The organism is Hymenobacter sp. YC55, assembly GCF_029433095.1.
In the GTDB taxonomy this organism is placed as follows: Bacteria; Bacteroidota; Bacteroidia; order Cytophagales; family Hymenobacteraceae; genus Hymenobacter.
In genome coordinates this window covers 368,482-388,461 of record NZ_JARNTX010000003.1, presented here as the reverse complement: position 1 = coordinate 388,461, position 19,980 = coordinate 368,482, and the positions used below count along the sequence as shown (strand labels likewise).

At 61.3% G+C, this 19,980-nt stretch carries 16 protein-coding genes; all 16 read left to right on the top strand.

The window, feature by feature from the left end:
* Nucleotides 1–5 precede the first annotated feature (5 nt).
* The 16 genes from P1X16_RS22005 (at nucleotide 6) to P1X16_RS21930 (ending at nucleotide 19,886) form a co-directional block, all read left to right on the top strand.
* Nucleotides 6–1,640: a hypothetical protein gene (locus P1X16_RS22005; RefSeq protein WP_277233826.1), complete on the top strand. Its 1,635-nt coding sequence runs from the start codon at nucleotides 6–8 to the stop codon at nucleotides 1,638–1,640.
* 5 nt (nucleotides 1,641–1,645) lie between these two features.
* A complete protein-coding gene (locus P1X16_RS22000) occupies nucleotides 1,646–3,124 on the top strand; it encodes an NAD(P)/FAD-dependent oxidoreductase (RefSeq protein WP_277233825.1) in 1,479 nt (492 codons plus the stop codon).
* A 33-nt stretch (nucleotides 3,125–3,157) separates the two neighbouring features.
* Nucleotides 3,158–4,435: a putative sulfate exporter family transporter gene (locus P1X16_RS21995; protein ID WP_277233823.1), complete on the top strand. Its 1,278-nt coding sequence runs from the start codon at nucleotides 3,158–3,160 to the stop codon at nucleotides 4,433–4,435.
* 38 nt (nucleotides 4,436–4,473) lie between these two features.
* Nucleotides 4,474–4,908: a carbonic anhydrase gene (locus tag P1X16_RS21990; RefSeq protein WP_277233821.1), complete on the top strand. Its 435-nt coding sequence runs from the start codon at nucleotides 4,474–4,476 to the stop codon at nucleotides 4,906–4,908.
* Between the two features lie 21 nt (nucleotides 4,909–4,929).
* A complete protein-coding gene (bshB1, locus tag P1X16_RS21985; RefSeq protein WP_277233819.1) occupies nucleotides 4,930–5,664 on the top strand; it encodes a bacillithiol biosynthesis deacetylase BshB1 in 735 nt (244 codons plus the stop codon).
* 439 nt (nucleotides 5,665–6,103) lie between these two features.
* A complete protein-coding gene (locus tag P1X16_RS21980) occupies nucleotides 6,104–6,508 on the top strand; it encodes a hypothetical protein (RefSeq protein ID WP_277233817.1) in 405 nt (134 codons plus the stop codon).
* 997 nt (nucleotides 6,509–7,505) lie between these two features.
* Nucleotides 7,506–8,849 (top strand): inositol-3-phosphate synthase, encoded by a 1,344-nt coding sequence (locus tag P1X16_RS21975; RefSeq protein WP_277233815.1) that lies wholly within the window; start codon nucleotides 7,506–7,508, stop codon nucleotides 8,847–8,849.
* 4 nt (nucleotides 8,850–8,853) lie between these two features.
* Nucleotides 8,854–9,801, top strand: coding sequence for a hypothetical protein (locus P1X16_RS21970; protein WP_277233813.1), 948 nt, complete (start codon nucleotides 8,854–8,856; stop codon nucleotides 9,799–9,801).
* Between the two features lie 55 nt (nucleotides 9,802–9,856).
* Nucleotides 9,857–10,915, top strand: coding sequence for a Gfo/Idh/MocA family oxidoreductase (locus P1X16_RS21965; protein WP_277233811.1), 1,059 nt, complete (start codon nucleotides 9,857–9,859; stop codon nucleotides 10,913–10,915).
* A 44-nt stretch (nucleotides 10,916–10,959) separates the two neighbouring features.
* Nucleotides 10,960–13,272 (top strand): YcaO-like family protein, encoded by a 2,313-nt coding sequence (locus P1X16_RS21960; protein ID WP_277233809.1) that lies wholly within the window; start codon nucleotides 10,960–10,962, stop codon nucleotides 13,270–13,272.
* On the top strand, nucleotides 13,265–14,143 hold the full coding sequence (locus tag P1X16_RS21955; RefSeq protein ID WP_277233807.1) for a sugar phosphate isomerase/epimerase family protein: 879 nt from the start codon (nucleotides 13,265–13,267) through the stop codon (nucleotides 14,141–14,143). The genes P1X16_RS21960 and P1X16_RS21955 overlap by 8 nt, the downstream gene beginning before the upstream one ends.
* The gene (locus tag P1X16_RS21950) at nucleotides 14,140–15,381 is read left to right on the top strand and encodes a glycosyltransferase family 4 protein (protein ID WP_277233805.1); all 1,242 of its coding nucleotides are present in this window, start codon (nucleotides 14,140–14,142) and stop codon (nucleotides 15,379–15,381) included. The genes P1X16_RS21955 and P1X16_RS21950 overlap by 4 nt, the downstream gene beginning before the upstream one ends.
* Nucleotides 15,382–15,396: 15 nt before the next feature.
* Nucleotides 15,397–16,212, top strand: coding sequence for a PIG-L family deacetylase (locus tag P1X16_RS21945; RefSeq protein ID WP_277233804.1), 816 nt, complete (start codon nucleotides 15,397–15,399; stop codon nucleotides 16,210–16,212).
* A 581-nt stretch (nucleotides 16,213–16,793) separates the two neighbouring features.
* Complete coding sequence (locus P1X16_RS21940; protein WP_277233802.1) at nucleotides 16,794–18,641, top strand: glycoside hydrolase family 15 protein; 1,848 nt, start codon at nucleotides 16,794–16,796, stop codon at nucleotides 18,639–18,641.
* Between the two features lie 189 nt (nucleotides 18,642–18,830).
* Complete coding sequence (locus P1X16_RS21935; protein WP_277233801.1) at nucleotides 18,831–19,652, top strand: alpha/beta hydrolase; 822 nt, start codon at nucleotides 18,831–18,833, stop codon at nucleotides 19,650–19,652.
* A gap of 90 nt (nucleotides 19,653–19,742) precedes the next feature.
* Entirely contained in the window at nucleotides 19,743–19,886 is a 144-nt protein-coding gene (locus tag P1X16_RS21930; protein ID WP_277233800.1) for a hypothetical protein, read from the top strand.
* Nucleotides 19,887–19,980 lie beyond the last annotated feature (94 nt).

Sequence of the window (19,980 nt, the reverse complement as noted above, 5' to 3'; positions counted from 1 at the left end):
TCTCGATGTCCGTTACTTCTTTTACCGCACAGCCCCGGCCAGACGTTCCGCTGGCTACGGCTGGTCGCTCCGGGTACGCGCCGCCAATTAAAACCGCGCTGGCCCGCCGGCCCTGGCAACCCTGGCAGCGGGTGCTGTTTCGGGTGGCGTTTCCGTTTTTCATCCTGCTCTCGTTGCCGAGCGACTTGGGCTGGTACAAAAACTTGCTCACCATCGACTGGCTGCACGGGCACTACCGCGACGTGTACGACATTGCCCGTTTCTCGCCCTCGTTCTTCCTCCGGGGCGGTGGGGGCGAAGGGGGCGCGCCGGCCCTGCTTGGCTACGGCAACTGGTTTATTGCCTTGGGCGTGGCCCTGCTTATTGGCCTAGTCTGGACGCTGCTGTCCCGCAAACAGCAAGAGTACGAAGTGCTCTACTACTGGCTGCGCGTAATCGTGCGCTTCCGGGCGGGCATTGGCATCATCGGCTTCGGCTTCACCAAGGTGTTTCCGACTCAGATGCCGTACCCCTCCATCGGCTTGCTCAACAGCGACTTTGGCGACATGACGGCCCAGAAAATCTTCTGGCTGCAAATCGGGATTGTGCCCTGGTACCAGGTGTTTACTGGTGTGGTGGAGCTGCTGGCTGGCACGCTGCTGTTCTTCCGGCGCACCACCTTCCTCGGCGCGGCCCTGCTGCTCGGGGCCCTCGGCGACATCGTGTTCGTGAACTTCGCCTACGACGGGGGCGTGCACGTGTATAGCTCCTACTTCGTGCTGCTGGCCGCTTTCCTGCTGGTGCAGGACGTGCCCAACCTCTACAACCTTTTGATTCGGGAGCAATACACGGTGCCGCAGCACTACTATCCGCAGTTCAGGGCAGCCTGGCTGCGCTTCACCCGATTGGGGCTGAAAGTAGCTACCATCGGCATTTTTCTGGTGTATCTGACGTATCTGGAATACCTCAATTTCACCTACGACCCCTACAAGCAACCGGCCCAGAAGGGCATCACCGAGTTGCGCGGGTTCTACAACGTAACCGAGTTTCAACTAAACGGGCGGGTGCTGCCGTACTCGCCGCTCGATAGTATGCGCTGGCAGCAAGCCACCTTCGAGAAGTGGACCAGCTTCACGTACAAAGTGAACCGGCCTCACAAGCTCGACCTCTCCAACGGCGGCGGCTCGCCCATGCGCGACATCAACCGCACCTTTGAAACCACGGGGCTGGCCGGCGGACAGCGCGTATTCTACTACGACGCCGACCCGCAAACCCACACGCTCTACCTGCAAAGCAAGGTGCTGACCGGCAAAGAAGGTCGGCGCGGCCAGGCGCGGGAAAAGCCGGGCGCCAACTCGTCGGCCCAATACCAGGCCTCGCTGGCCGGATGGATTCCGGCCGCGGCTCAGGCCCGCATCGGCGACGAGACCTACAAAATCAACCCGGCGGCTCTAAGTACCCGGCGCGAGCGGGGCATCAAAACCGAGCAAAAACCCGAGCAGCGCGACCGAATGACCCTTACCTACCACACCACCGACGGGGGTCGGCGCGTGGTGCTGCGCGGCCTCAACGAGCGGAAAGATTCCCTCTATGTGGTGCTCACGCGCGTAGACCACAAGTACACCTTGTCGGAATCGACGTTGTCGGCCGGCCAATACTAATTCCAATGAGCAAACCTAAGGTTGATGCGGTAGTAGTGGGCTCGGGCCCCAATGGGCTGGCGGCGGCCATTGTGCTGCAACAGGCCGGCTTGTCGGTGCTGCTGCTCGAAGGCAAGAAGGAGTTGGGCGGCGGCCTGCGCGCGGCGGAGCTCACCCTGCCCGGTTTCCACCACGACATCTGCTCGGCCATTCACCCGTTGGCGGCCGCCTCGCCCTTTTTCCAGACTTTGCCGCTCGCCCACTACGGCCTGGAGTACATTACGCCCCCGGTGGCCGCCGCCCACCCCTTCGACGATGGCACGGCCGCCACGGTGGTCAATTCCTTGGCTGATACGGCTCGGCGCTTGGGGCCTGATGAGCGGGCGTACCAGGAACTGTTGGCGCCGCTCGTTGAAAGCTGGCCGAACCTGGCCCCCGACGTACTGGCCCCGCTGCACGTGCCCAAGCACCCGCTGGATATGGCCCGCTTTGGCCTCTCGGCTCTGTTGCCCGCCACGGCCCTCGTGAAACGGTTCCAGACCAAAGAAGCGCGGGGCTTGTTTGCTGGCATGGCCGCCCACGCCATTCAGCCGCTGGAAAACCTAACCACTTCGGCTATTGGCTTGGTGCTGCTGACGGCCGCCCACCGCAAGGGCTGGCCGCTGCCCAAAGGCGGCTCCCAGCAGATTGCCGATGCGCTGGCCGCGTACTTTGTGGCGCTGGGCGGACAGATTGAAACCGGCACGTTTGTTCGGTCTCTTTCGCAGTTGCCCTCGGCCAAAGTGGTGCTGCTGGACGTAACGCCGGCTCAATTGCTGCAACTGGCCGGGCACAAGCTCTCCGGCATCTACCAGTGGCAGTTGCGGCGCTACCGCTACGGCATGGGCGTGTTCAAGGTGGATTGGGCGCTGGACGGGCCGATTCCGTTTGCAGCCGCAGGGTGCCGGCAAGCGGGTACGGTGCACTTAGGCGGTACGCTGGAAGAAATTGCCGCCGGCGAAAAAGCCAGCGCCGCCGGCCAGCACCCCGCCAAGCCCATTGTGCTGCTGGCCCAGCAAAGCCTGTTCGACGACACCCGCGCCCCCGCTGGTCAGCACACCGCCTGGGCCTACTGCCACGTCCCGAACGGCTCTACCCAGGACATGATCACCGCTATTGAACAGCAGGTGGAACGGTTTGCGCCCGGGTTCCGGGAGCGGATCATCGGGCGCCACACCTTCAATACAGCCCAACTAGAAGCTTACAACCCCAACTACGTGGGCGGCGACATCAACGGCGGCTTGCTCGACCTTACTCAACTTTTCACCCGGCCGGCGTTGCGCGCCTCGCCTTACCGAACCTCGCAGGCGGGGCTGTATTTATGTTCGTCGGCCACCCCGCCCGGCGGGGGCGTGCACGGCATGTGCGGCTACCACGCCGCTAGCCGCGCCCTCCGCGATGTGTTCAACCTGACGCCGCCCCCGCTTTACCAGGAAACTACCCTGCCGGCGCTGGTCAACCAGTAGCCGCTTTTCTTCTTTTCTCGATTCTTCTCTACTTTGTCAACTGCCGTTAAAACCGCCTCTGCCACGCCCGCTTTCACCCTGCACGAAGACTGGGTGGTAGTGGTGCTGGGCGCCTTGCTGATTGGGCTTTCGTTGTCCGGTTTGCCGTTCGCCGTGCCCGTGTTCAACTGGGATACTGCCTCTGACCTTACCAGCAAAGTGCTGAGTCCGGCCAACTTACTGCTCATTGTCACCCAGTTCGTTTATCTGGCGGCCGTGGGCGCGGTGGGCGCTTGGCTCACCAACCGCTCCCTCAAAAACTACGCGCTGGGGTTTCCTACGGTGTATCTGCTCACGCTGGTGGCGCTAATAGCCGCCGGTAGCAAAACGGCACGCAGTCTGGGGCTGGAAGCGGTAATTTTTAGCTTGTTGGCTGGCCTGCTCATCGGCAACGTGTTCGGGCTGCCCGACTGGCTGCGGGCCACGCTCAGCACCGAGCTATTCGTGAAAATCGGGTTGGTGCTGCTCGGTACCAGCGTCATCTTCACCGACATTCTGAAGGCCGGTTCGTTGGGGCTGGTGCAGGCGTTGGTGGTGGTGCTGTCGGTGTGGTACTTCGCGTTTTGGCTGTGCCGCCGGCTCGGCGTAGACGAGGAGTTAACCATGATGATTTCCAGCGCCGTATCCATCTGCGGGGTGTCGGCGGCCATTGCCACGGCGGGCGCTATTAAAGGCGACGGCAAAAAGCTGTCCTACGTTATTTCGCTGGTGCTCATCACGGCCATTCCCATGATGCTGCTCATGCCCTACGCGGCGCACTGGCTGGGCCTTTCGCAGCAAGTTACCGGGGCCTGGCTCGGCGGCAGCATCGATACCACGGGGGCCGTAGTGGCTTCGGGCACGCTGGTAGGCGAGGAAGCCCTGAAAATCAGCACTATTGTGAAGTTCTCGCAGAACGTGCTGCTCGGGCTGGCGGCCTTCGCTATTTCCTTGTACTGGACCTACACCCAGCACCCCAACGCCACCGAGCCGGGCACCAAACCCACGCTGGGCGTCATTTGGGAGCGGTTTCCCAAGTTCGTGCTGGGCTTCGTAGCGGCTTCGCTGCTGTTCTCCTTTGTTCTGGCACCCGCCACTACCGAGGCCGTGAAGGGCGGGTTGAAAAGTGCCCAAGGGCTGTGGTTTGCACTGGCTTTCACCAGCATCGGGCTGGAAACCAACTTCAAGGACCTGTTCAAGCACGAAAACAAGAAGCCCCTCTACGCCTTCTTGCTGGCCCAAACCTTCAACATCTTCGTCACCCTGCTCATCGCCTACTTCCTGTTCCGCTAGCTCGGACCGGACTTTTTCCCTTTCAAACCCACCCTGCTGTGTCTTCTCGTCGCTTCGCTATTCTTACCTGCATGGATGCCCGCCTCGACCCCACGCGGCTGTTGGGCGTGCCCGAAGGCAGCGCCCACGTCCTGCGCAACGCCGGCGGTCGCGTCACCGACGAAACCTTGCAGGCACTGCTGCTTTCCCACCAAGTATTCGGCACCCGCGAATGGTTTCTCATTCAGCACACCGACTGCGGCGTGCGCCTACCCGATGCCGACCTGGCCGCCGTGCTGTCCGACGAAACGCCTGCCGTTGTAGCACTCGTGCCGGCTTCTTTCTCAGATCTGACGAAGGCGGTGGCCGCTGATTTAATCCGCGTCCAGCAGCACCCGCACGTTCCGGCGGAGGTGCAGGTATTTGGCTACGTGTACGATGTGCGCCACAACCAACTGCTGGAGGTGTCGCCTAGCCGCCACTCAGTGAGCTAAATACCCATTTGCTTGTTATTGATGGAAGTTGCAACAAAGCTTGATTTGCTGATGCTAGCCGCCCACCCCGACGACGCCGAACTAGGCTGCGCCGGCACGTTGCTGCGCCACGCTGCGGCCGGCCGGAAGGTAGGGGTGGTTGACCTGACGCGGGGCGAATTGGGCTCCCGGGGCTCGGCCGAACTGCGCGACAAAGAAGCCGCAGAAGCCGCCCGCCTTCTGGGGTTGCAGGTGCGCGAAAACCTGCGCATGCGCGACGGATTTTTCCGCAACGACGAAGAGCACCAGCGCCGCATCATCGAGGTGATTCGCCGCTTCCAACCCGAGCTGATTCTTACCAACCCCAACATCGACCGGCACCCCGACCACGGCCGCGCCGCCGACCTCGTGCACGACGCCGCCTTTCTGGCCGGCTTGCCGAAAGTGCAAACCGAGTGGGACGGCGAAGCGCAGGCGCCCTGGCGGCCCCGGCTGCTGCTCCAAGCCATTCACAACAGCTACGTCCGCCCCGATATTGTAGTGGACATCTCTGATTTCTGGGAGCTGAAGCTGGCGGCCCTCACCGCCTTCCGCAGCCAGTTCTACCATCCCGAATATGCCACCGACGAAACCAACACCTACATTTCCACGCCCAACTTTCTGGGAATACTCGAAGCCCGCAACCGGGAGCTAGGCAGCTACATCGGCGTTCAGTTTGCGGAAGGCTACACCAGCCGCCGGCCCATGGGGTTAGACGATCTGTTTCTGCTAAAATGAGCCCTAACAGTGCCGCTGTTGGTGCCGCTGCGCAAGGCACCCCCTCTCCCCCTCTTCTTTAACTGGTTTAAATGCTAGGAGGCCAACAAGCTGGTCAAGAGGAATAGAGCGTTCAGTAGAGGCCTGTTCGCGGCAGTAACTGGAATAACACAAACGCTTTGTCTTGCGCAAACCTAGCAACGTCCGCGCCGGCAACTAATCGCCCGCTTGCTCTATGTGTGGGATCTGGAGGAAGCCAAGGAGAGGCGCGAAAACAACCCGTACCCGGCGCGCGTATATTGCTCGGAACCGGCTGTCGAATGGTCACCCGACAAGCTGCTTGCGCTAGATGCCAGGGCTGGTACTTAGGCCACGCCGGTTTTTTTCGTGAAGAAAAGCGCCTTTTATCGGGTTATGGCTGGCTGATGTCAGCTGCTAATTCCTTTTTCACTCGTCACCTATGGAGAAGCTCATTGTTCTGCCGGCCGGGGAGTTACGGGTTTGTTTGGAAGGGTATATTCACTTGGTTTGGGGACCAGAGTCGAAGGATTCGCAAGCCGCACAGGTGGTGTTTACGCACGTGCTGGGCCTGTTGCAACGCACTGGCTACCGCAAGTTGCTGACCGATCAACGGCAGCGTGCCATCGCCACCGAAGAGTATATGGGCTGGCTGCTCGCCATCTGGCTCACGCAGGCAGGCGGGGGGCCGCACCTAACCCACGTGGCCATAGTGACGGCGCGGTCACTAGAGGTACGCTTGCAGGCCGTCGATGTTTGTCGGCAAGGCCTTTACCGCTATGGTATTTGCAGCCGTTTTTTCGACTCGCCCGCGGCGGCCGAAGCATGGCTGCGGGCGTCAGCGTGAAGAGCCTTTTCTGACCGGGGACCCGCAACTAAGGTCCCTTCAGCTGAGCGGCGGCTGCTAGGTTGCGCATTATTTCTTGGCACAATCAGTTTGTTTGCAAAGCAGGCGGCCACGTTTCGCGCCTTTCCGCACACATTACAACGGCACGTCCCCACGTTGAGCTGGGTGCTGGTATGTGGGCCGTCCTGAACGTATGCCGCTCAACCAGTGGCAAAGACACCGCGCCGGACCTTGCCAACCTGCGCACAATGGCTCATCATTTAGGCTACACCGTGACGCTAGAGTTCGTCGATTACCAAATCCGTTGTGCATGGGCCGCAAACATTCCATCGTATGCTGTTTGCCGCTTATTAGCTATTGGGTTCCGAAGCAAGAGGGCGTGACGCACCCCCGCTTAATGCCTCAGTTGTGACCAGTAGCAGGGGGTAGTCATTTTACGGGCGCCCACGTTGGCGGCAGACTACCGTGTAAGTACCGCATACGCCTCGATTACACCTTGTCCTCAGCAAAGCCTGGTTTCAAGCGGGTCGATGTAGCTGCTCCACATCGTCCGCAGCCAGTTATTTTGCTCCTTGTTAGGTGAGTTTATACCAACTCCCGTTGGTATCAAGCAAATGATGGATAAGTGTAACCGAGCAGAATATAGGGCACAGCGTGCGTATCCACGTATTCTTGGGCACGAGCAACGCGTGACAAATACTCCACAATCAGGTCGTCAATCCAAGTTCGTACCCGAGCGTCGGCAAGATCAGGCCCTCACTTGATAACGCAATACTTTGCGCATATAGCGGTGATTTTGTGGAATAAACCACGGGCTGCGCGCTTCTAGAAACTGCGAGAGTAATATGCTTAATAATGTATAAAATATTGTTATTATAAGCAGTAAGCTCAACTGTAACAACAGCTTAGGGTAACAAATGCTAATTAGGTTGGTTGGATAAGCCCTGCGTGCTTGAAAAGCATTGATCCAGCTCATTCAACCAAAACCTATTTTTTCATGCCTGTATCTCTTTCCAACCCTAGTTCCAATTCCACTTTACTTAGCACGGAATCACAACAAGCTAGTCGCTTAGGAGTAGCTATCATAGGTCTTGGTGGCGCAGTCGCCACCACGGCCGTGGCGGGGGTGGCTCTGCTCCGTGCCGGCGCCATGAGCACCACGGGCTTGCCGCTGGCTACCTTACCAGCCGCTCTCACCGACCAACTTGTAGGCTACGAAAATCTAGTATTTGGGGGCTGGGATTTGTGCCCCGACGACTTGGCTGCCGCTGCCCGTCAGCACCGCGTGTTAGAGCCGCAGCAGCTTGCTGCGGCCGAAGCTGAACTAAGCGCTTTGCGGCCCTGGCCAGCCGTCGGCAACGTACGGTTTTGCCGCAACGTAACCGGGCAGCACCTGCTGACCGTCAGCTCGCACGCGGCGGCCGTAGAAGCTATTCGCGCCGACTTGCAGCGCTTCCGCCAAGAACAAAACACCGAGCGGCTGGTAGTGCTTAACCTGGCATCCACCGAGGCCATGCCCGACTTGTCGCTACCGCTGTTTGCCACCCTGGAAGCCTTTGAGGCGGCCGTTCAGGCTGATGATGAGCGCATTCCCCCGGCCATGCTCTACGCCTACGCCGCTATTTTGGAAGATGTACCTTACGTGAACTTTACGCCTTCGTGCGCGGCTGACGCGCCGGCGCTACTGCGCCTGGCCGAAGTGCGCGGCGTACCAGTGGCGGGCAAAGACGGCAAAACAGGGCAGACCTTTATGAAAACGGTGCTTGCCCCGGCCCTGCACGCTCGCAACCTGCACATCGACGGCTGGTTCTCGACCAACATCCTCGGCAACCGCGACGGGCTGGCCTTGGACAACGCCGAATCGCTGGCTTCGAAAATCACAACCAAAGGCTCGGTGCTCGACCAAATAGTAGGGTACAAAGTCGACAACCACGTCGTACATATCCACTACTACAAGCCACGCGGCGACAACAAAGAGGCCTGGGACAACATCGACATTGAAGGCTTTTTAGGCCAGAAAATGCAGATCAAGGTGAACTTCCTGTGCCGTGACTCGATTTTGGCGGCCCCACTGGCCTTGGAGCTGGCGCGGCTGGCTGATCTAGCCAAGCGTCGGGGAGAAGGTGGGGTAGCCCAAGCCCTAGGCGTATTCTTTAAGTCGCCGATGGTGCCTGATCCTAGTATAATACCCATTCATAGCTTCGAGCAGCAGCAGGCCGTACTGCTCAATTGGCTGGCAGCTGGTGTCTCGGCCCCGCAGCCGCAACCCGCTGTTGAGGCAGCTAAAGGCGTTTTAGCGCCCGCCCTGGCCTCTTTTAGTCCCGACGCTTCCGCCGTATAACGTAGTGCAACCTTCTGCAACTGCCAGCGCCCCGGCTAGGCCGGGAGCGCTGGACGAGTTGGCGGCAGTGTTGCCGCTACTGCGCGAGCTCAACGATTTAAAGCGCGTACGAGTCGCGGGCCAAGACAATTCGCTGGCCGAGCAGTTGTTTGCCAGCGCCTGGGCGGCCCTGGTGGCGGGTGAAAATTTAACTACCGTAGCGCTGCAAGAAACTACGCGGGCCCTGACCGGCATCCGCTTACCCGGCTACGACGGGGCACTCCTTACTTCGCTGGGACTAACCGCCACCGAGTCCACCGAGGTGTTGCAACAGGCGCTACGCGACGCAAGCAAAACATTAGCGCCTGACCTGAGTGCGCAACTGCTGCCCCTGGCCAACCGCGCTGCCTTAGAAGTGGGCCCGTTGCCAGCCTTCGTAACGAGGCTAATTCAACAGCCCCGGGCGGGCGCCACGCATCCGGGCCGGCCGCGCATTATGCTCTGGCCGCCCGAAAGCCACGCCGACCACTGCGCACTGGTAGCCGTGTACGCGGTGCTGCTAAGCCCTTATTTCGGGGCCGATCCGGGAGTTTCGTTTCTAACCGGTTTAGCCCACCACTTACACAATGCCGCACTGCCTGACCCCGGCTACGCAGGCGACGAGTTGCTAGGGTCCTATTTGCCGGGTTTGATGGCGCAGGCCACTGCGCAGGCTTTGCAACAGCTCCCCAAACCGTTGCAAGCGGAAGTGACCACGGCCCTCGACAACACCCGCGTGCTCGACACGCCGGCCGCTCGCGCCTTTCATGCCGCCGATGTGCTGGATCGGGTGCTGGAAATGGCCTGGCACGACCAAAGCGCCCAATTCAGACTACCCCAAGCCTTGGGCGACTTAAACATCGTGCATGCGGGCTTCACCCAGCAGTTTCACCAGCAGGTGTTGACCGCGGCTGGTTTGCTGCCCATCAATTAAAGTCAAAAAGCCTCCGCCGCTCGGTGGCGGGGGCAAGCAATTCTTTTCCACATGTATGCTTGCACCTCAAGTTCTCCCGGTTAACTGGGGCATTGTTGGTTGCGGCTGGGTAGCGCGCGACTACGTGGCCCCGGCCATTGCTGCCTCCGACAACGGTCGGCTAGTGGCGCTCTGTGATGTAAGCGAATTGGCTTTGGCAAGCGTGCAGCCCACCGATTCCACTCTGCACCGCACCACCAGCCTAGCTGATTTCATGCAAACCCCAGGCTTGCAGGCGGTGTACGTTGCCACGCCAAATGCCCACCACGCCTATCTCGTGCAAGAGCTAGTCGCGGCGGGGTTACCGGTTCTCTGCGAAAAGCCACTGGCACGCACGGCCCCCGAAGCGGCCGGCATGGTAGCGGCAGCAGAAGCCGCCGGCACCCTGTTAGCCACGGCCTTCGATCAGCGCTTTCACCCGGCCCACGTTCGCCTGCGCGAACTGATCCAAGCCGGGGCGCTAGGCCGGATAACGTGCGTGCGTATCCACTACGCTTGCTGGACGCCCGCCAACTGGGCACCCGACACCGACCAGGGCACCTACCAAAACTGGCGCATTTCTGCCGAAGAAGCGGGCGGTGGCGCTATGATCGATCTGGCGCCGCACGGCCTGGATCTGGTGCAGACCCTGCTCGATGAGCCCCTTACCGCCGTTGCAGCCCTCACGCAGCAGCGCATTCACGACTATCCCGTCGATGATGGGGCCGTGCTTATTGGTAGTACGGCTAGCGGCGTGCTGTTCTCGCAGGCCGTGGCGTACAACTGCCCCGACCAATTTCCGCGCCGCACGCTGGAAGTTATTGGCGACCAGGGCCGCGTGGTGGCCGTGAATACCATGGGCCAAACGCCTGGCGGCACGCTCACGCTCACCCATCTGGACGGCACCGTGGAAGACGTCTCCTTCGATACCCAAGCGTCACCTTTTCAGCGTCAGATAGAAGCTTTTGCCGCTGCCGTGCAAAGCGGCCAGTCATTTCCTTTTCCGCCCGCCCGCGATTTGCATACCATGCGCTTGCTCGACGTGGCCGCTGCTTGCAGCCAAGAGTTGCGCGCCGGGCAACCCGTGCTGAGGTAAGGCCCTGTTGCCTGTAAGCTTATTGATCCTTGTAAACTGTGTTAATGCCCCACTACGTCTGCGAAAACTGCGGCTTCTGGCAGCGCTACTTTGCCCCGGGCCCACCCGCCTGCCCCGTATGCCAAGACTACCGTCACCCGCTGCCGCCGACGGGCTGGCAGTTCAGTCTCCCTACTGAGCTCAATTCCCGGCTCGCCGTAAAGTGGGCCCAAGTGCTGCCCGGCATTTGGCAGTTCTGGAACGAGCCCCAAGTGGGTATCGGACCACGGGGGTATTTACTGGTGGATGCCGAGTACGGCAACGTGGCCTTTGAGGGGGCGGGGTACTACGATGCGGCGGCATTAGACTTTATTCGTTCACTCGGGGGCATTCGCTACCTGTCGGCCTCGCACTGCCACGTGTTTGGGGCGTTGTGGCAGCTAATAGAGGAATTTACGCCCGAGGTGGTGATGCAGCAAGACGAACTACCGTTCTGCCAGGCGTTTCGGGTGAGTTGGCCCTACGAGGACCGCGCCGAACTGCACCCCGGCGCCGTACTCTACCACACCGGTCGCCACACGCCGGGCCACGCGGTGCTGCACCTGCCCGCCCGCCGGCTGCTGTGCTGCGGCGACACCCTCAAGTTCAAGCTCGACGGCCAGGGCAACGCCACCCACATTAGCACCCACCGCGCTTACGACGCCCACATTCCCCTTTCGCACGGCGACGTGCGCCACTACCAGGCCGTACTGCTACCCCTAGATTTCGACGGCGTACTCACGCCCTGGGAGTTGGTACCGAGCGGTGGCAAAGCCGCTGCCGAGCAGTTGTTTGCGGCCCAGTTAGCCGGTCGCCCCTTCGCCGATTTTCTACCGTTAACTTCTTCCCGAATGGCGCATCCGTCAGCCGACCCCATAGCTCTCTACCAAAGCGCGTTGCCCGCCGCCCCCGTGTACGAAATTCCCCTGACCAGCCTCGACTACCTCGGCGTGCCGGTGTGGAGTTTGGCCCAGTGGCTGCCCGGCGGCATGAGCACTGGCACCGGCTACGGCCCCACCGACACGCAGGCGCGCACCGGGGCTTACGGCGAAATCACGGAAGAAACGTTCGTAAACCTGTACCTAACCCAGATGCCCCGCCGCCGCGCTTCCTACCAGCAGCTGCAAGCGGAAGGCGTACCCTGCCTCGACCCACTGCGCGACCGGCTTCCCGCTGGCACCGCCTACACGCCCAACACCGAACTGGTGTGGACGCAAGCGCGTACTTACCCGGCCGGCAACATCATTTGGGTGCCCATCGAAACGGCCGCTACCTGGCCCGGCGACTGGCACGGCCAGGAGCAGCATGACTGGCTCTACACGCCCATCACCAACGGCATGGGCGCAGGCGAGTCGCTGGAACGGGCTCTCTCGCACGGGCTGCTGGAGCTATTGCAGCGCGACGGCAACGCCATCAACTACCGCGCCCTCGACCAAGGCATCCGCATCGAGCTAGACGACGTGCAGGACCCCGCCACCCGCGAGCTGCTGCGCCACTACGACGAAGCCGGCCTGGAAATTCAGGTTAAGCTCGCTTCCACTGATTTCGGCATCACGAGTCTGTACGTGGTTGGCTACGAGCGGGATATCAACCAAGTGCCGCACGCCCTGATGCTCACTGGCTGCGGTGAGGCGGCCCACCCCGACCGCGAAGTAGCACTAGCCAAAGCCCTGCGCGAATTTGCGTCGAGCCGGGTGCGCAAGCGGTTCGAGCACGGCGACATGGCCTGGCTGGAAACCGTAGCGCCCGAGTATCTAGCCAACGTGCGGCGCGACCCGCCCGTGCTAGCCAACCAGGAACCCCGCGCCGCCGAAGCCATGCGCCAGTGGCTGGAACTAAGCCCGGCTGAGTTGTTTGAGCGCGTGAAAGATCCGGTGTTTGCCGTGAAGCGCACGGTGAAGTTCTCGGAGCTGCCCACGGTGCAAGCGGGCTCCCTCGCGGCCTCCGCCGACTTGCTGCGCGTGGTGCACGAGCGCCTCTCGGCGGCAGGTTTGGAAATTTATTACGTGGAGTTTACCGACCCCGCCGGCCCGGTGCGCACCCTGAAAGCGGTGGTACCCGAGCTGGAAGTGGAAACCATGACCTACGACCGCATCGGCCAGCGCAACTTAGCTAAGCTGCTGGCCCGCCAAAGCCCATTGGTGGGGTTAGGCACCCCGCCGCCCGGCGCCCAGCGCGTGCCCCTACCCGCCGCCGCCGAGGCGGCCCTCGGTGGCCCCGCCTGGTTTAACTCCCAACTAGCCCGCGAGCAAGTAGGCGAGTTGTACGCCCTCTACCGCGAGCCGGAGCGCCACGTTTACCACATCAGTACCACCGAACAAGCCCCCGCCCATGCCTGATTTGCCGCTCACTCCACTGGCCCCCCACCGCCTGCGTTATGCCTATAACACCAACGGCGCCGCCAACCACCGCCTCACTGACGCGCTGACGCTCATTGCCGAAGCCGGCTACGACGGCGTGGCCCTCACCCTCGACCACCACCACCACGACCCATTCGCGCCGGATTTCACTGGTCGCAACGCGCAATTGGCTAGGCAGCTGCAGGAGCTAGGCCTGGGCTTGGTTGTTGAAACCGGCGCTCGGTACTTGCTCGACCCGCGGCAGAAGCACGAGCCTACTTTGCTGACGCCTAGTGCGCCAGGCCGGGCGCGGCGGGTGGAGTTTCTAACTCGTTGCCTCGACGTGTGCGCCGCCTGCCAAGGCGAAACCGTGTCGTTTTGGGCGGGCGTGCCCCAGCCGGGCGTTACCGCGGAGCAGGCCTGGGACTGGTTGCTCGAAGGCGTGCACCAAGTAGCGGCCGCCGCCCGCGAGCGGGGCGTAATAGCCTCCCTGGAACCCGAGCCGGGTATGCTTATCGAAACCGTGGACGACTACCGCCGCGTGCAAGCCGTCGTGCCGGACCTGCGCCTAGCCCTGGATACTGGCCACCTGCTGGTGACCGGCGAGCGAAACCCCGCCGCCGCCGTGCGCGAGTTTGCCCCCTTGCTTGGCACAGTGGCGCTGGAAGACATGCGGCGCGGCGTGCACGAGCACCTGCCCTTCGGGGAGGGCGACATGGACGTGCCGGCCGTGCTGCAAGCACTGCACACCATTCGGTTTGCGGGGCTGGTGTGCGTGGAGTTGTCGCGCGAATCTCCCCGCGCGCACCAAATGATTCCGCAGGCCCTAGCGTACCTACGCCAGGCCGAGCACCAATTGCAACCCGCATGAGAATCTGCTTTATTTCCCGCCGCTACTTCCCGGCTATTTCGGGCATGAGCGTGTACGCCCAAAACCTTCTGCGCGAGTTGGTTGCCCTAGGGCACGACGTCACGATGGTGTCGCAGTACCGGGGCGACGCCCTGGGCCGCGGCGTGTACGGGGGCGGGTCGCCCCCGCCGGTGCCGGGCGTGCGCGTGGTAGGCCTGGAAGCGCTCGGCGAGCAAAATGGTGGTCAATTCGAAAACGACATTCAAACCATCATCGACACCGTAGAGCGCCTGCACGCGGCGCAGCCCTTCGATCTGGTGCACGCCCAGTACGGCTACCCGCCCGGCCTGGCCGCACTGCTGCTAAGCCGCCGCCTGGACATTCCCAACGTCGTCAGCATTCAGGGGGGCGACGGGCACTGGGTAGGGGTAAATTGCTGCGGTACGCACCAGCGCGCCATTCGCACCGTGCTCGACCACGCCGGGGCCGTACTTATTGGCTGCCAGAGTTTTGCCGACGAGGTTATCGGCCACCACGGCACGGCCCCCGAGCGCTTTACCTTGGTGCCCGGCGCGGTCGATGTGCGGCGCTTCCGGCCCCGCCTGGACTGGCAGCCCGTGCAGTGGGTTGATGCCGCACATCCTACTTTGCTTTACCACGGCCGCGTTGATCGGCGCAAGGGCGTACTTGATTTGCTGGACGCCTTTGCCCAGCTCGCCCCCGAGCGCCCAGCTCTGCGCTTGATTGTCTCCGGCATCGGCCCCGACCTGGAGGAAGTACGCCGCCGGGTGGCGGCCGCGCCCTGGCGCGAGCAGGTGGAACTGGCCGGTTACGTTGAGTACGATGAGGTGCCGCAGGTGTACCACCGCGCCGATGTGTTTGTGTCGCCAACCTATGCCGAAGGCTTTTCCAATACCATCCTCGAAGCCATGGCCAGCGGCCTGCCCTGCGTGGCTGCCGAAGCAGTAGGAGTAGTTGACTGCCTGCGCAATGATGACAACGGCCTATTGATGCCCCCCGGCGACGTGCCCGCCCTCGTCGCCGCCCTGGCCCGCATTCTCGACAACGACGCCCTGCGCCGCCGCCTCGCCGAAACTGCCCTGCACGAGGTGCGCACCACGTACGCCTGGTCTGTTATCGGCCGCCAAATTGATGGGGTGTACCAGCAGTTGGTAGGTACCGCACCGGACGTGAACTGGTCGGAAGACTTAACTGCCCCGGAAGCTTGCCGCTACCGCGACGCCCCTCACTTGTTGTAACGTACCCTCGATGCTATGCCCGTTGCCCTGTTTATTTCTCCCCACCTCGATGATGTTGCTTTTTCCTGCGGGGGTACGTTTGCTAAGCTGGCGCGGGCCGGGTGGCAGTGCGTGCTTTTAACGGTGTTCACCCGCTCGGTACCTCAGCCAACCGGCTTCGCCTTGGCCTGCCAGACCGACAAGGGGTTTAGCCCGGAAGTGGACTATTTAGCCCTGCGCCGCCAGGAAGACACCGTTGCCGCCCGGCACCTAGGCGCTACCACCGTGTACTGGCTCGATTTGCCTGAAGCCCCGCACCGCGGCTACCACAGTCCGCCTGCCTTGTTCGCCGATTTACTGCCCACCGACCACATCAACCAAACCATAGCAGAGCTGTTAGCCGACAAGTTGGCGGCTACCCCGCCGCAGTTAGTGTTTGCTCCGCAGGGTCTCGGGCTGCACGTCGACCACCGCCACGTGATGCAGGCTGTATGCGCCACGGTGCCCGCTGACGTGCCGGTGTTCTGGTACCGCGACACGCCCTACATCATCAGGCAACCCGATGCGCTTCCCGCGCCGGAATTACCCGCTGGTCTTAGCGAAGTAGCTATGCTGCTAACGCAAGCTGCGTTGACAGCAAAAGTAGCGGCCTCGCAGGCCTATGCCTCGCAAATCGGCTTTCAGTTTGGTGGAAGCGAACAAGTGCAAGCTAAGCTCTCGCAACTCGCTTCGGCCGAAGGCTTAGCAAGCGGACTGACAGGAGCGGCCGAGCGGTTTGCCGTAGTGCCAACCCAGGCCAAGGCGTTACCGGGCAGCCTGAAACCAACCCGGCAGCCAAGTGGAGTTGTGTAGCGGCATAGGTTTTGTGTTACAATTTCAGGTATCAACTTCGTTTTTTGCGCCGTAAACTTTACAAGTGCTTTCCCTACCCCTTGCGTGTCGATACTCGCGGGCTTTGTCAAAAGTGCCGAGTTTTTGGCGGAGGCACTAGCCAGCCTGCGCGCCCAAACTTGGCCGGATTAAGGATTACTGCTCGTAGATGATACCTCAACTGACCATTCAGAAGGCGTGGCGCCAAGCGCTATAGTTTCCTACGGCGCCCGGGGGCAAATCCTAGCACGCCCTGACCATGTAGCTTCCCGCCAGAGGCAAGTGCATTTGCTAACGGAAGCCTCGGCAACATCCCAAGAGTTGTTTGTGGCCGGTTACGCTACTTAGTTGGAAGTATGTTGCGCAAATGGGAGCCGGCGCCTTGACGCAAACCATATAGCTGCCTGAAAAGCACTAAACCAGCCACTATATTCTTCTCAACTAAGGAAACCATCCATGGCTCTCCTACTGACCTTGTCGAAAAAAGGGTAACTCGTCGTTCGCGGGAGGTTGTTTTCCGTTAGCAAATCCCTAACGCCCCGTGGGCGGTTTACTAGCGACGCATGCGACACTACCTTCCCATTGAAGACTACGGCCTGATTGGCAATTTGCACACGGTAGCGCTCGTCTCGCGCACCGGCTCCATCGACTACCTACCGTTCACCCGCTTCGACTCGCCCACCTTGTTTGCCGCCTTGCTCGATAAAGACAAGGGCGGCTACTGGCAGCTAGCTCCCGTGCGAACCGATGTGCGCTATCAGCAGCACTACCTGCCCGATACGGGAGTGCTGCTCACCCGCTTTTTCACGCCCGAGGGCATGGCCGAGCTAACCGACTTTATGCCCATTAAGCAACCGGGTCAGCCGGGCGCCCTGGTGCGGACGCTGCGCGTGCTCAAGGGGGAACTTGCCTTCCGTTTGGAACTGCGGCCCCGGTTCGACTACGCCCGCGCCCCCCACGAAACCGAGCAGCACGACGATGCCCTGCTTTTCCGCAGCACGGGCCCCGATGGGCACCAGTTCCGGTTATTGAGCAGCCAGCCCCTGACCCTGCGGCTGGGCGACGTGACCGGCACCTGGACGCTGCAAGCCGGCGCCGAAGTTACTTTTGTGCTGGAAGAAGTGCTGCCGGACCCCACGGAAGGCACCCCGCACGAGTTAGCGCACTACGCGGGGCCGGCCTTCGAGGAAACCATGTCGTTCTGGCAACGCTGGGCCGACAGCTCCTCTTACGCGGGCCGGTGGCGCGAAACGGTGCTGCGCTCGGCCATCACGCTCAAGCTGCTTACCTGCCAGCAATACGGCTCCACCGTGGCAGCAGCCACCTTTGGCTTGCCCGCTACCATTGGAGCGGGCCGTAATTGGGATTACCGCTACACTTGGATCCGGGATACGGCCTTCACCATGTACGCGTTTTTGCGGTTGGGCTTCACCGAGGAAGCCAAAGGCTTTATCCGCTGGCTGATGGACCGGTGCGAGTCGATGCAGGACGCCTCGGAACTGCAGCTGCTGTACGCCGTCGATGGCTCCTCGCAACTCGACGAGCAGGTGCTCGACCATTTGGAAGGCTACCGCCAGTCGGCTCCGGTGCGCATCGGCAACGCCGCGGCGCAACAGTTCCAACTCGATATCTACGGCGAGATGATTGATACCATCTACCTCTACAACAAAGACGGGGGGCCCATTACCTACGCCTTCTGGCAGCACGTGCGGGGGTTTGTAAACTACGTAGCCGATAACTGGCAGCGCCCCGACCACGGCATTTGGGAGGTGCGCTCGGGCCAGCAAGAGTTTATCTATTCTAAAATCATGGCCTGGGTGGCGCTCGACCGCGGCCTGCTCATTGCCCAAACCCGCTCGTTTCCGGCCCCGCTCGAAGAATGGCGCCAAACCCGCGACGCTATCTACCAGGACGTGTACGACAACTTCTGGAATGCCGACCTGCAAGCGTTTGTGCAGTACCGAGGGGCCCACGTGCTGGACGCGGCCGTGCTGCTTATGCCGCTGGTGCACATGTTCAGTCCGGCCGAACCCCGCTGGCTCTCAACGCTCAAGGCCGTGGAAGAGCAGTTGGTCACCGACTCGCTGGTTTACCGCTACAAGTTAGCCGACGGGGCCACTGACGGGTTAAGCGGCGAAGAAGGCACGTTCAGCATCTGCTCGTTTTGGTACATCGAATGCCTGGCCCGCGGCGGGCAGGTAGCCAAAGCGCGCCTGTATTTCGAGAAGATGCTCGGCTACGGCAACCACTTGGGTTTGTATTCCGAGCAACTAGGCGAGCAGGGCGAACAGCTCGGCAATTTCCCGCAGGCCTTCACTCACCTGGCTCTGATTAGTGCCGCCTACCAACTCAACCGCGACTTAGCGAGTCCTGCTAATCACTCCACGCCCCATGCCCGGTGGTACGTATAGTGGTCAGCAGGAAGGCCCTGGCTAGTGCTGCGCTTTGCGCGTAAGGTCTATCCGCTGATTATACCGCTAAAGCCGACTTTTATACCGCTTCGCTAACAGAAGGGCCGGTTAGCTTTACTTGTCGAAGCTAGTGGGCGGCGTACTGCCGCGAGTAGCCCGACTTGTTTTCACCTCTTCCACTACCGCCTTATGCCTACCATCACTGTTAAAGACGGCACCGAAATCTATTACAAGGATTGGGGTACTGGTCAGCCCCTGGTATTCCACCACGGCTGGCCGCTATCGAGCGACGACTGGGATTCCCAGCTGATGTTTTTTCTTACGAAAGGCTACCGCGTTATTGCGGCCGACCGCCGCGGGCATGGCCGCTCGACGCAAGCCTCGACCGGCCACGACATGGACACCTACGTGGCCGATATTGTGGAGTTGGTTGATTCGCTCGACCTGCACGATGCCGTTCACATCGGCCATTCAACGGGTGGGGGCGTAGCCATTCGTTACGCTGCCCGCGCCGCCCAGGGCCGCGTGGCCAAGGTGGTACTCATCAGCGCCGTAACGCCCCTGATGCTGCAAACCCCCGCCAACCCCGAGGGTGTGCCCATGGCCGTGTTCGATGAAATCCGCGAGAGTACCGCCACCAATCGGGCGCAGTATTTTCAGGATTTCACTCTGCCCTTTTATGGCTACAACCGCGAAGGGGCCCAAATCAAACAGGGCATCCGCGACAACTGGTGGCGGCAGGGCATGAGCGGTGGGGCCAACGCCCACTACCTGGGTATCGCAGCCTTCTCGGAAACCGACTTCACCGACGATTTGAAAAGCGTGGATATCCCGGTGCTGGTGCTGCACGGCGAAGACGACCAAATCGTGCCCTTCCCTATTAGCGGTGCCAAGTCCATTAAGCTGCTGAAACACGGCAAGCTAATTTCCTACCCCGGCTTCCCCCACGGTATGCCCGCCACCGAGGCGGCTACTATCAACGCCGACTTGCTGGCCTTTATTCAAGGGTAGGCTTTTCTTGTTGCAAAAACCAACCACCGGCTGCCCTGATTACAGGGCAGCCGGTGTTGTGTTTAAGGCGGTAGCTAAGTAGGTATCCCGATGGGTCGCCGACCGTTTGGCCACCCGCGCGGGCACCGACAGGTAAGCGGCCTTAGTAAGCCTGACGGCTTCGCGCGGGGGTATCCGGATGGGTCGCCCGGCCCGGCCGCAGGAGTAGCCGAGTTGGTGGTCTTCCTAGTATAGTAGCGGGCCGCTTACCTTTCGGGCGCTGAGTTCGTAATTGATGGCGGCACGATTCCAACCATCTAGAGAGTCTTTCTGCTTTACGTAACCCGGT